Source organism: Pseudoflavonifractor sp. An187 (assembly GCF_002160275.1).
GTDB lineage: Bacteria > Bacillota > Clostridia > Oscillospirales > Oscillospiraceae > Enterenecus > Enterenecus faecium.
In genome coordinates, this window is record NZ_NFKG01000015.1 from 22,667 (window position 1) to 35,440 (window position 12,774).

Annotated in this window: 12 protein-coding genes; 8 read left to right on the forward strand and 4 right to left on the reverse strand. The window is 60.5% G+C overall.

Annotated elements, in window-relative coordinates; all coding sequences use genetic code 11:
• Positions 1-31 precede the first annotated feature (31 nt).
• From B5F22_RS07785 to B5F22_RS07820, 8 genes are all read left to right on the forward strand, one after another.
• Positions 32-550, forward strand: coding sequence for a putative ABC transporter permease (locus B5F22_RS07785; protein WP_087392123.1), 519 nt, complete (start codon positions 32-34; stop codon positions 548-550).
• Positions 551-685: 135 nt separating this feature from the next.
• On the forward strand, positions 686-1,546 hold the full coding sequence (locus B5F22_RS07790) for a phosphate ABC transporter substrate-binding protein (RefSeq protein WP_204210557.1): 861 nt from the start codon (positions 686-688) through the stop codon (positions 1,544-1,546).
• 126 nt (positions 1,547-1,672) lie between these two features.
• Entirely contained in the window at positions 1,673-2,587 is a 915-nt protein-coding gene (gene pstC / locus B5F22_RS07795) for a phosphate ABC transporter permease subunit PstC (RefSeq protein ID WP_087392124.1), read from the forward strand.
• Between the two features lie 3 nt (positions 2,588-2,590).
• Positions 2,591-3,439: a phosphate ABC transporter permease PstA gene (gene pstA, locus B5F22_RS07800; protein ID WP_087232767.1), complete on the forward strand. Its 849-nt coding sequence runs from the start codon at positions 2,591-2,593 to the stop codon at positions 3,437-3,439.
• A gap of 15 nt (positions 3,440-3,454) precedes the next feature.
• Positions 3,455-4,210, forward strand: coding sequence for a phosphate ABC transporter ATP-binding protein PstB (gene pstB / locus B5F22_RS07805; protein ID WP_087392125.1), 756 nt, complete (start codon positions 3,455-3,457; stop codon positions 4,208-4,210).
• A 13-nt stretch (positions 4,211-4,223) separates the two neighbouring features.
• Positions 4,224-4,868, forward strand: coding sequence for a phosphate signaling complex protein PhoU (gene phoU, locus B5F22_RS07810; RefSeq protein WP_087232761.1), 645 nt, complete (start codon positions 4,224-4,226; stop codon positions 4,866-4,868).
• A 20-nt stretch (positions 4,869-4,888) separates the two neighbouring features.
• Positions 4,889-5,545, forward strand: a complete 657-nt coding sequence (locus tag B5F22_RS07815; RefSeq protein WP_087232758.1) for a response regulator transcription factor — start codon at positions 4,889-4,891, stop codon at positions 5,543-5,545.
• 6 nt (positions 5,546-5,551) lie between these two features.
• Complete coding sequence (locus B5F22_RS07820; RefSeq protein ID WP_087371560.1) at positions 5,552-6,817, forward strand: ATP-binding protein; 1,266 nt, start codon at positions 5,552-5,554, stop codon at positions 6,815-6,817.
• 700 nt (positions 6,818-7,517) lie between these two features.
• On the opposite strand, the gene B5F22_RS07825 is transcribed toward B5F22_RS07820, so the two are convergent.
• From B5F22_RS07825 to B5F22_RS07840, 4 genes are all read right to left on the reverse strand, one after another.
• Complete coding sequence (locus tag B5F22_RS07825) at positions 7,518-10,139, reverse strand: ABC transporter permease (RefSeq protein WP_087392126.1); 2,622 nt, start codon at positions 10,137-10,139, stop codon at positions 7,518-7,520.
• On the reverse strand, positions 10,136-10,819 hold the full coding sequence (locus B5F22_RS07830) for an ABC transporter ATP-binding protein (RefSeq protein ID WP_087392127.1): 684 nt from the start codon (positions 10,817-10,819) through the stop codon (positions 10,136-10,138). Before B5F22_RS07830 ends, B5F22_RS07825 begins: the two co-directional genes overlap by 4 nt.
• Positions 10,820-10,917: 98 nt before the next feature.
• The gene (locus B5F22_RS07835; protein WP_087392128.1) at positions 10,918-11,913 is read right to left on the reverse strand and encodes a HAMP domain-containing sensor histidine kinase; all 996 of its coding nucleotides are present in this window, start codon (positions 11,911-11,913) and stop codon (positions 10,918-10,920) included.
• A complete protein-coding gene (locus B5F22_RS07840) occupies positions 11,910-12,584 on the reverse strand; it encodes a response regulator transcription factor (protein WP_087392129.1) in 675 nt (224 codons plus the stop codon). Before B5F22_RS07840 ends, B5F22_RS07835 begins: the two co-directional genes overlap by 4 nt.
• Positions 12,585-12,774: the final 190 nt, after the last annotated feature.

Below are 12,774 nucleotides of genomic sequence, written 5' to 3' on the forward strand. Positions count from 1 at the left end.
GGACAGACTATGCAGACGGGGAGGATGAGATATGAGCACATGGATCTGGTATCTTTTGGTTTACAGCTTCTTGGGCTACCTGCTGGAGGTGGCCTACGCCAAGATCGTCCACGGCCGGGGCAGTGGACGCAAGTGCCTGCTGCTGCTGCCCTTATGCCCGGTGTATGGGGTGGGGGCCGTGGCCATTGTGGCCCTCAGCGGTCCCAATCCTCAGCCCCTGTGGCTGATGGGGGTAGGCTTCGGGGCGGCCACGGTGGTGGAGCTGCTGTTTGGACTCTATTATAAATATGTGTTGGGGGTGGCTTTTTGGAATTACTCCCAAATCCGTTGGAATGTGTGCGGATTGGTTTGTTTACCCTTTTCTTTGGCCTGGTCTGGCCTGGCTCTGGCACTGGTTTACACAGTGCACCCAATTGTAAAGATTTGCGTTTCCGCCCTGCCAACCGCCTTTACCGTGCCCGCCTGGATTGTGCTGGGGGCGGACTGCCTCATTAGTAGTATTGCACTAAAACGGGAGAAAAACACAGCGGTATTACAATGGTATCGCTAAGAATAGGTAGAAAAGGGCCGCTTTACACAGACTTTACAAAGCCCTGGACGCACTCTTTACAATTCTTTTGTAAACTCAAAGCTGTTCCCAAGAGAGACCATGAAACACAACGAATATGAAATGGAGAGACAACAAATGAAGAAGTTTATCGCTATGCTGATGGCTGGTGCCATGGCGTTCAGCCTGGCTGCCTGCGGCAACCAGTCCGCTGAGAACACCCAGAGCGGTTCCGACAAGACCGACGGCTCTGAGCTGTCCGGCACCGTGATGTGCCTGGGTTCCACCTCTATGTCCAAGGTCATGGGCTACCTGTCTGAGCAGTTCAGCACCGACAACTCCGGTGTCACCGTGTCCGTGGAGGGCGGCGGTTCCTCCGCTGGTGTGGAGGCTGCTGCCAACGGCACCGCTGATCTGGGCCTGGCCTCCCGCGCTCTGAAGGACGAGGAGAAGGAGCAGGGTCTGGTGGAGAACATCGTTGCTCTGGACGGCATTGCCATCATCGTCAACGCCGACAACGCCGTGGCCGACCTGTCCGTGGAGCAGATCGCCAAGATCTTCACCGGTGAGATCACCGACTGGTCTGAGGTGGGCGGCGAGGCTGGTGACATCGCTGTGATCGGCCGTGAGGCTGGTTCCGGCACCCGTGACGGCTTCGAGTCCATCACCGAGACCGAGGATAGCTGCAAGCTGGACCAGGAGCTGACCTCCACCGGCGCTGTCATCGAGGCCGTGCGCGGCAACGCCGCTGCCATCGGCTACGCCTCTCTGTCTGAGGTGGAGGGCCAGGACGGCGTGTCCGCCATCACCGTGGACGGTGTGGAGTGCAGCGAGTCCACCATTCTGGACGGTACTTACAAGATTCAGCGTCCCTTCGTCATCGTGACCAAGGAGGGCGCCGAGATGTCCGCTCAGACTAAGGCCTTCTTTGATTGGGCTATGTCCACCGACGCCGCTGACCTCATCCGTCAGGCTGGCGCTGTGCCTACCGCCAAGTAAGAAACAAGGCTACGGGACCAGCCCCCATCCCCCACACGGGATGGGGGCCGTTCCCCTGTGTAAAGGAGAATGAAAAACTTGGATAACGAGAACGTGATAACCCAAACCCCTAAGGAGGCGGTCCCCATGGCGCAAGAGAAACAAAACGACCAGGCCAAGGCCCAGAAGGCCCGGCGGCTGCGGGACAGCGTAGAGTGGCTGGTGAAGAACATCTTCTTCCTGTGCGGCATTGTGGCAGTGGCCAGCGTGCTGTTCATCAGCATCTACCTGGTGATCTCCGGTCTGCCTGCTATGCTGGAAATTGGCGTGACCGATTTCCTGTTTGGAGATACCTGGGACGGCAAAAACGGAGTGTACGGCATCCTGCCCTTCATCCTCACCTCCTTTGCCGGTACCGGCGGCGCCATTCTCATTGGCGTGCCTGTGGGTGTGCTCACCGCCATGTTCCTGGCCAAGGTGGCCAACCACCGCCTGGCGGTTGTGATTCGCTCCGCCGTGTCCCTGCTGGCTGGCATCCCCTCGGTGGTGTACGGCCTGGTGGGTATGGTGGTGCTGGTGCCCGCCATTCAGAAGGCCTTCCACCTGTCCTCCGGCGCCAACCTGCTGGCGGCCATCGTGGTACTTACCGTCATGATTCTGCCCTCCATCATCAACGTGGCTGAGACCGCGCTGCGGGCTGTGCCCAAGGAGTATGAGGAGGCCTCCCTGGCTCTGGGCGCCACCCACACCGAGACCATCTTCCGGGTCTCTCTCCCCGCCGCCCGTTCCGGTGTGGCCACCGCCATCGTGTTGGGCGTGGGCCGTGCCATCGGCGAGGCCATGGCCATCATCATGGTCTCCGGCAACGTGCCCAACATGCCCGGCAGCCTGTTTACCCCCGTGCGCTTCCTCACCACCGCCATCGCCTCCGAGATGAACTACGCCACCGTGGGCTCTCTGTGGCGGGAATCCCTCTTCTCCATTGCTCTGGTCCTCTTCCTCTTCATCATGCTCATTAACGTGGCACTCAACCTGTTTGTCAAAAATAAAAAGGAGGGTTAACTCGTGGAACATCTGTCTTTGCGTCGCCGCATCTATGACCGCGGCCTGCGGGGCCTGCTCTACCTGTGCGCCGCCCTCACCATCGCCCTGCTGGTGTTTATGATCGGCTACGTCTTCTACCGTGGCCTGGGCGGCATCACCTGGGAGTTCCTCACCACCCAGCGCAGCCTCATCCGTGGCACCGACGGCATTCTGCCCAACATCCTCAACACCCTGTACATCATCCTTCTGTCCATGGTCATCGTGCTCCCCCTGGGTGTGGGAGCGGCTATCTACCTCACCGAGTACGCCACCAACCACAAGCTGGTGTCCATCATCGAGTTTGCCACCGAGACCCTCACCGGCATCCCCTCCATCATCTTCGGTCTGGTGGGTATGCTCTTCTTCCAGCAGGTTCTGGGCTTTAAGTACGGCATCCTGGGTGGCGGCCTCACCCTGGTCATCATGATTCTGCCCACCATCGTGCGTACCACCCAGGAGTCTTTGAAGACCGTGCCCCAGTCCTACCGGGAGGGCGCTCTGGGCCTGGGCGCCGGCAAGTGGCGCATGGTGCGCACCGTGGTGCTGCCCAACGCCGTGGACGGCATCGTCACCGGCTGCATCCTGGCCGTTGGCCGTATCGTGGGCGAATCCGCCGCCCTGCTCTTCACCGCCGGTATGGGCAGCGTGGTCAACAACTTCTTTGACGCCCTCACCACTTCCTCCGGCACCCTCAGCGTGGCCCTGTACGTGTACGTCAACGAAAACGGTGACGTGCAGAGCGCCCTGGCCGTGGCCGCTGTGCTGATGGTGATCACCCTGGTCATCAACCTCCTGGCCTCTGTGGCCGGCAGCCGTCTGAAGAACAAGTAAAGGAGAACTGCTCCCATGAACGCCATTTTAAAAACGGAGAATTTGAATCTGTGGTATGGCCAGAACCATGCCCTGAAGGATATCAATCTGGAGATGCCCCAAAACCAGGTCACCGCCCTCATCGGGCCTTCTGGCTGCGGCAAGTCCACCTTCCTCAAGACCCTGGACCGGATGAACGACCTGGTGCCCACGGTGAAGATCGAGGGCAAGGTGCTCTACCGGGACCAGAACATCTTTGACCCCCAGGTGGATGTGACTTGGCTGCGCCGTCACGTGGGCATGGTGTTCCAGAAGCCCAACCCCTTCCCCATGTCCATCTATGACAACATCGCCTACGGCCCCCGTACCCACGGCATCCGCAACAAAAAGCAACTGGATGAGATCGTGGAGAAGTCTCTGCGGGGCGCTGCCATCTGGGACGAGGTGAAGGACCGTTTGAAGAAGTCCGCCCTGTCCCTGTCCGGCGGCCAGCAGCAGCGTATCTGCATCGCCCGAGCCCTGGCCGTGGAGCCCGACGTGCTGCTCATGGACGAGGCCACTTCCGCTCTGGACCCCATCTCCACTTCCAAGATCGAAGATCTGATTGCAGAATTGAAAAAATCGTATACAATAGTAATCGTGACCCATAACATGCAGCAGGCCACCCGTGTGTCCGACCGCTGCGCCTTCTTCCTCCATGGCGAGTTGGTGGAGGCCGACGACACCGAGAAGCTGTTCTCCGTGCCAAAGGACAAGCGCACCGAGGACTACATCACCGGACGATTCGGCTAAGGAGGGACGCTGCATGAGAAAGACATTTGATGCCGAGCTGGTGGAGCTCAGCCACGAGCTCACCGCCATGGGTACCACTACCCAGGACGCCATCGACCTGGTTACCGCCTCCCTGACCCAGGGCAAGGCGGAGGGAGCCAAGGCCACCATCGCGATGCGCAACACCATGGACCAGATGGAGCGGGACATTGAGAACCGCTGCATGTCCCTGCTCATGCGCCAGCAGCCGGTGGCCCGGGACCTGCGCACCATTTCCGCTGCCATGAAGATGGTCACCGACCTGCAGCGCATTGGAGACCAGGCCGCCAACATCGCCGAGATCTCCCTGCTCATTGCCGAGAGCGGCGACAAGCCCGACGTGCCCGAGGAGATCGTGGCCATGAGCCGCCAGGCGGGGCTGATGGTGCGCCAGGCCATTGCCGCCTACGTGGACCGGGACGAGAACACCGCCCGGGCGGTCATCAACCTGGACGACGTGGTGGACGACCTGTTTGTCCAGCTCAAGAAGATTCTGGTGGAGCGCATTGCCTCCCGGGCCGACCACTCCGACCGCTCGGTGGACCTGATTATCATCGGCAAGTACTTGGAGCGAGTGGCCGATCACGCCGTGAACATTGCCAACTGGGCCATTTTCTGTGTCACCGGAGAAATTCAGTAAGAAAAAAGGAGAGAGGCACCATGACCCTTCGTATTGCGGTGGTGGAGGACGACGAGTCCATCCGCACCATGTTAGAGTATTATTTCAAATCCATGGGTCATGAGGTGTTGGCCTTTGAAAGCGGGGAGGACTTCTTTGATGCCGCCCCCGTGGCAGACTTGGCGCTGCTGGACGTGATGCTCCCCGGCATGGACGGGTTGGACATTGTCCGCCGTCTGAGAGGGGAGGAGGCCACGGCCAAGATGCCCATCATCATGCTCACCGCCCGTCAGACCGAGATGGACAAGGTCACTGCCCTGGACCTGGGGGCGGACGACTACATCTCCAAGCCCTTCGGGGTCATGGAGCTGCAAGCCCGGGTCAATGCCGTCATGCGCCGGGTGGGCGATCGGGACCCCATGCTTCGCTACCGGGACCTGGTCATCGACCCCGCCGGGCGCACCGTCACCCGGGGCGGGGAGGACATCGCCCTGACCTACAAGGAGTTCGAACTGCTGTGCCTGCTGGTGCGCCGCCGGGGCACCGTCCTCACCCGGGACGAGATTCTGGCCGCCGTGTGGAACTACGACTTCACCGGCGAGACCCGCACCGTGGACATGCACATCAAAGCCCTGCGCCAGAAGCTGGGGGAGGGCTATATCACCACGGTGCGCTCCGTGGGCTATAAGATGGGGTGAGAACCGATGAAGAAGAAACTGACCATATCCATTTTCCTCATTGCCGCTCTGTCGGTGCTGCTCTCTGGGGTGGTGGGTATCTGGACCTTCCACCAGCGGGAGATGGACACTGCCCGAGAAAACCTCACCGAGCTGCTGGCCCTCATGGACGCCCAGAACTACGAGACCTGGACGGAGGAGCTGCTGGAGCAGTTCACCAAGGCGGCCCCGGAAAAGCGACTGACTATTATTTCCCCGGACGGCACCGTGCTGGGCGATACGGACAAGGAGTCCCGGGAGAACCACGCCACCCGTCCTGAGGTGGTGGAGGCCAAGGAAAACGGGGTGGGAGAGGACGTGCGCCGCTCCGCCACCACCGGCATCTACACCATTTACGTGGCCCGGGTGTTTACCGACGGCTACATCGGACGGGCGGCCATGTCCCTGTCCACCGTGGACACCCTGGTGGCCCAGACCGCTGTGGGCCTTGTGGCGGCTGCGGTGCTGTCTCTGGCGCTGGCTCTGCTGCTGGCCCGCCGTCTGGCGGCCTCCACCGCCAAGCCGGTGGAGGAGGCCGAGGTGGCCGTGCGCCAGGTGGACGAGACCTTGCAATCGGCACGCAGTGAGTTCACCGCCAACGTCACCCACGAGCTGAAAACTCCCCTCACTTCCATCAAGGGCTTTACCGACATGCTCTCCTCCGGGATGGTCACCAAGCCGGAGGACCAACAGCGGTTTTTGACCATGATTTCGGTGGAGGTGGACCGGCTGTCCAATCTGGTGGACGACATTCTCACCGTCTCCGAGCTGGAGACCGTGGCGGGAGCCACCGGCACCGAGCGGGCCCCGCTGAAGAGCATTGCCCAGGAGGTGCAGACCATTCTCCAGCCCCAGGCGGACAAGGCCGGGGTGAAGCTCAACGTCACCGGAGGCGAGGTGGTGGCCTGCATTGCCCCCGACCGCTTCAAGGAAGTGGCCATCAACCTGGTGGAGAACGCCATCAAGTACAACCGCAAGGGGGGACGGGTCACCGTCACCGTGGGTGTGGCAGAAGGTATGGCCCGCTTTGTGGTGGCGGACACCGGCATCGGCATCCCAGAAGAGAGCCAGAGCCGTGTCTTTGAGCGGTTCTACCGGGTGGATAAGGGCCGCAGCCGCGCCGCTGGCGGCACGGGACTGGGCCTGGCCATTGTTAAGCACATCGTGGCCCTGTACCAGGGCCAGATCAAGCTGGCCAGCGTGGTGGGCTCTGGCACCACTGTGTCGGTGACCCTGCCTCTGGCTAAGAACTGAATACGTACAAAATAAGGGCTGTCCACGGGGGACAGCCCTTATTTTGAGTAAATCTTCATTTAATATCCATGAGGTGGAGGAATGAACGCTCTAACCGCCCATGGTTCCGGCTTGCCAGCCTGGTGGTGACGCTTCCCGCTGGGGGTTCCTTTTGCTCGGTCAAAAGGAACCAAAACCCGCTTAGGGCGTTCCCCCCTAAGGACCTCCCTGGGGTACGAGGCTGGACCTGCGTCAAGTCTCGATTCGGCCCGTCACCCTTGCTGTGGCTTCTGTTACTGCCATCACACCAAGTTCCCCTGGGCAACTGGCCCTATGGCTGGGTGATTTCCCTATCCGGGCCTACCCTGGAGAAGCGGCGTTCCCACCGCCGGGAGCCAGGCTATCCGCAACTGGGAACAGTTGCACACCATGGTAAGGCCCTGAAGGTAGAAGTTTATTTGCCATAGAAGTTGAAACTTACAATAGAATTGCCATGCCATCTATGTGGCCCCACCAGTCCAAGGGTCGAAAAGAGGAAGGTGCACGCTGCAACCAGTACCGGCGAGGTGGATTCCACAAGGCGGGGGAAGGCCCCGCCTTTGGCGGCCTTTGGTGACTTTCTGGCGGCAGAAAGTCACCCCAGCGGAGCGTCCCCACCGGGGGCGCAGGTTTCCGTCTGAGAAATCGGAGGAGTACAATCCTTCTGTATACAAGAAATCGGTTACAAATTCTCGTTTTTCAGCGCCTCCACCAGCTGCTGCTTGCCAACCTTTCGGGCGGCGTAGGCCATGGTGGCAAACACCACCAGGAACACGCTCAGACAGGCGATGCCCAGGGGAATCCAGGGCACTTGGAAGGGGAGGGGATAGCCTTGGGCGATGGCGTCAAAGATGAGGTAGCTGAGGAAGATGGACACGGGAATGCCCAGAATCAAGGCCCGGGTGCCGTAGAGGATGCACTCAAAGCCCAGCATCCGCCGCATCTCCCGCGCCGTCATGCCCACCGACTGGAGCATGGCAAAGTCCCGGGTGCGCAGCATCACGTTGGTGGAAATGGTGTTGAACACATTGGTCATGGCCACCAGGGAGATGAGGGCGATGAACCCATAGGAGAACACATTGATGATGGTGATGAGGTTCCGGTTGGACTCGTCATATTCGGCGTTGTTAAACAGGTTGCCGGGACGCAGTTGCTGCTTGCCCAGCAAGTCCTTGATATCCTGCTCAGCCTGTTGGTGGTCCGAGGCCATTATATAGAAGTAATAGCTTCCCCGGGAGAGGTCTACGGGGAACTCCTCCAGCTGGGACATGGGATAGAGCACCGTCACAAGTCCCCCGTTGGAGAGAAAATAGGGCCATTCTTTCTCCACCAAGGTCACCTCTATGGGTGTGATGTGGGCCACATCCTCCAGCGGGTAGAGGGTGGGCGTGCCGTTATCCGCATCAATATAGGGCACTTGGACGGTTCCGTCCAGCCCTTCCGTGGGGAGGCTGGGGTAGTGGTTGGCCACCTGGTCAAAGGTGAGGGCCGACATGGACAGGGAGGAGGCTTCCAGCTGGTACAGGTACACGTATTTCTCTTGTTGAGAATCGAATTCCGTGATGCCGTCAAAGGCGATGCCGGAGGTGGCGGCGGGGTCCAGCTTCCGCGCTGCACACAGGGCCTGGTAGGTGTCGTCGTCTACAAAGCTCAGATCGAAGGGCTGGTAAATCGTCCCGTCCACCGGAGTGGACAGCGCTTGCATGTCCTGGCTCAAATCCTCAGGGCGGAAGCCACCGGTGAGCTGGAAGCTCAGAACATAGGCGGAGTCGTCCACGCTGTCCAACCCCCGCAGCTGGTCCAGCAGGGTGTCGGGGGATAGGTCGGTGTCCTCGGTGTAAAAGGGAAACGACAGGTCGTAGGTGTCCCCGCCGAAGGCCCCGCCCACGGATTTGGCCAGGGAGGAGGAGAAGGAGGAGGCGGAGACAAAGAGCACTACGCTGAGGAAGAGACTGAACACGGTGGTGCGATACTTTTTAGCGCTGCGCTTGTAGTACTTCACCCCCAGCACTCCGGGCAGGCCGAACAGCTTCCGGGTCAGCAGGGAAGGACGTACCAGTTTTTTCGTGCTGTGGATGTCCTGGGACTGGCGGATGGCCTCCATGGCGGAGACTTTGGTGGCTCGACGGGAGGGGATCCAGGCGGAGAGCAGCACCGTGGCTACACCCAGAACCACCGCCACCAGAACGCCCACCCAGGACACATGCAGCTCCATGGCCACTCCCCCTTGGGTGCTGGAGAAAGCAAAGAGTTTTCCCACAAAGTGGAGGGTAACCCCAATGCCCAGGATGCCGGACAGGATACCCAGGGGGACGCCAATGGCGCTGAGGGCCAGGGCCTCAAAGCGCACCATGTTCCGCATCTGTTTTTTGGTGGCGCCCAGAGAGGAGAGCAGGCCGAACTGCCGGGTGCGCTCGGACACCGAGATGGCAAAGGCGTTGTAGATGAGCACCACCGAGGCGGCAATGATGATGACCATGACAATGGCGGCCAGGCGGTAAAGCACCGTATAAAACGTATCATATCTGGATACGCCGGAGTACATCAGCACGTTGCGATTGTCCTGCTCTAAATCGTGGGCCTGTTGGAAGTCGTAGGCCTGGGTCATGTCCTCCATGGCCAGGTATACGTCACAGGTGGCATCCTCGGCCAGATTGGAGTCGGCCACGGTGAAGGCGGTATATCCTGGGGCGGAGTAGTCCTCCATTCCAAACCGCTGACAGATGCCTACCACGGTGTAGGTACGAGTGTCTGTGGCCTCCAGAGTCTCCTCGGTGTCAAGGTTGAACGGATTGTTTTGCCCCAGGGCGAAACCCTCGGACATGCGCTGTCCCAAGTCCAGGGTAAGGGTATCTCCCACCTGATAGCGCTGGGTGGAGTTGTCAAAAAAGTGCTGAGGTAGGATGATTTCATCGGGGGAAGTGGGCATGCGGCCCTGGGTGAGATGGATGGGGAGCAGATCGGCCCCGGTATCAGACAGACCCAGTACATAGAAATAGGGTTTGTACTCGTTGAAACTACCCTCTGCCTGGGCATAGCCCAGGTGCTGTAAATAGACGGCTTCCGCCACGCCGTCGGCTTGGGACAGCTGCTGATACTGGCGGTACGTGGCGTCCGTCTGGCCCACATGCCAGCTGCCGGAGGAGTACACACTGTCGTCCAGCAAATACTGCTGGAAGCTGGTGGTGAAGGTGGTCACGGCGCACAGCATGGCGGTGGACAGGATGATGCCGATGATGGTGACAATGGTGCGGGTGCGGTTTTGCTTCAGGGCCTGGAGGGTGACCTTGTGCAGCACATTCATGGACGGATCACCTCGTCCCGCACGATTTTGCCGTCCTCAATGGCGATCACCCGGTCGGCCTGGAGGGCCAGCTGTTCATCGTGGGTGATGACAATGAGGGTCTGGTGATAGGTGCGGTTGGACAGCCGCAGCAGCTCCACGATCTCCTGGCTGTTTTTGGAGTCCAGGTTGCCGGTGGGCTCGTCGGCCAGCACCACCGCCGGGGCGTTCATCAACGCCCGACCGATGGACACCCGCTGCTGCTGGCCGCCGGAGAGCTGATTGGGCAGGTGCCGCTCCCGGCCCCGCAGACCCAAGGTGTCCAGCAGTTCGCCTAGCCGCTTTTGGTTGACCTTCTGTCCATCCAGCTGGACGGGGAGGGTCATGTTCTCCACCACGTCCAGCACGGGGATGAGGTTGTAAAACTGGTAGATGAGCCCCACCTGACGGCGGCGGAAGATGGCCAGCTTCTCCTCGTTTTGGGCGTACACGTCGCAGCCGTCCACATACACCTTGCCGCTGGTGGGTTTGTCCACGCCCCCCAGCAGGTGCAGCAGGGTGGACTTGCCCGACCCGGAGGGGCCGATGATGGCCACAAATTCCCCTCTGTTTACGGAAAACGATACGTCATCCAGGGCCTTGACCTGATTTTCCCCGGTGCCGTAGGTTTTACACAAATGCTCCACACGAAGCAGTTCCATGTTCATTCCTCCTTTGGGATTGTGGCTTTATGATATCAGACCCAGGTGACAGGGCCGTGACTTTCAAGTGACAGATCCGTCACAAAAGGGACCGCCCATCAGACGGTCCCCTTGTAAAAGCGTAACACGAATTGTGCCCCCTGGGGGGTGCGGTTGCGGGCCTGGATGGTGCCGCCCTGTCCGGTGACAATGCGCTGGGTCAGGGACAGGCCGATGCCAAAGCCGTGGGACGTGCGGGAAGAGCCACGGTAGAACCGCTCAAAGAGGTGGGGCAGGTCCTGGGGGTCAATCCCCGGCCCGGTGTCCTCCACCACCAGCTCACTAAATAGGGCATTTTCCCGCCCACGAACGGTAATAGAACCCCCGGCGGGAGTGTGCTCCATGGCGTTTTTGATGAGATTGCCAACTCCTTCCGCCGTCCAGTGCACATCTCCAATAAAGGAGCCGGAGCAGTCCACGGAGAAGGTCTGTTCCCGCAGCTCCATGGGGATGAGGAAGGGGGCGGCGGCTTGGCGCACCACCTCCTCCAGGGGGACGGTGTCCGAGCGGAAGGGGATGGTGCCCGCCTCCAGCTTAGAGAGTTTGAGAAGGGTGGTCACCAGCCAGTCCATCTGGCTCAGCAGCTGATAGAGCTCCCGGCACAGCTTGGCCCGCCGCTGGGGGGTGAGGTCCTCTTTGTACAGCAGCTCCGCCACCAGATTCATGGAGGTGAGGGGGGTGCGCAGCTGGTGGGACAGGTCGGCCAGGGAGTTGGCCAGATACACCTTGTCCGCTTGCAGGGCCTGCTGCTGCTCCCGCAGCCGCACCGTCATCTTGTGAATTTCGCTGCGGAGAATGCCCAATTCTCCCTCGCTGTATTCCTCCACCCCCAGGTGCTCCTCCCCGTGGAGAATGCGGTTGAGGGTCTGGGAGAGCTGGGCCAGTTCCCGGTCGGTGCGGGCGGCGTTCCACTCTGCCAAGCCCCAAAAGCCCAGGCACAGGGGGAGAAGGAGCAGCCCCTGGAGTCCGCCCAGGTACCACCCGAACCCGGTGGCAGCCCCGGTGAGGGCCAGATACAGCAGCCGGGTGATGGTCTTGTGCTCCAAGGGATTCACCTCATTTCCGCCTTATAGCCCAGACCCCGCACCGTTTTGATGAGGGTGGGGCTTTGGGGGTCGTCCTCGATTTTCTCTCGCAGCCGCTTGATGTACACCGTCAGGGTGTTGTCGTTGACAAAATCCCCGGCGATGTCCCAGATGCCCTCCAGCAGCTGGCTTCGGGTGAGCACGGCCCCGGGGTGGTTGAGGAACATCAGCAGAAGCCGATACTCCAGAGCGGACAGGTTCAGGTCCCGGCCGTCCTTGGTGGCGGTGCCCCGCACGGTGTCCACTTCCACACGGCCCAGGCGCACCAGCCCGCCGCCGCTGCCTGTGCGCCGCAGCACATTTTTGATGCGCATCAGCAGTTCCCGGGGACGGAAGGGCTTGGGGATGTAGTCGTCCGCCCCCACCTCGAACCCGGTGACGGTGCTGTACTCGTCCCCGGAGGCGGTGAGGAAAATCACCGGAAGGTGGTATAGGGCCTTCACCGCCGAGCACACCGCAAAGCCGTTGCCGTCGGAGAGGGAGATGTCCAGCAGGATGAGGTCGAACCGCTCTTGTTCCAGCCGCTCCAGGGCCAGGGCTTGACCCGATGCGCAGCCCACCCGGAAGCCCTCCCCCTCCAGATACTCGGTGAGGTTGTCCACAATGTGTCTGTCGTCTTCCACTAAGAGAATGGATTGCATAGTTTCACCCGCCTTTTTTGTCATGATACCATACATGCATGCCTTTTTCCAGGGAGAAACATGCCAAGAGTAACAGGAAGGCTTTCTCTTCTCCAATTTCTCAGGAGAATGTCCCCATCTTGGCGGGGACGCTCCGCTGGGCCCAATTTCTCAGCGATGAGAAATTGGGGAAAGAATCGCCAAAGGCGGG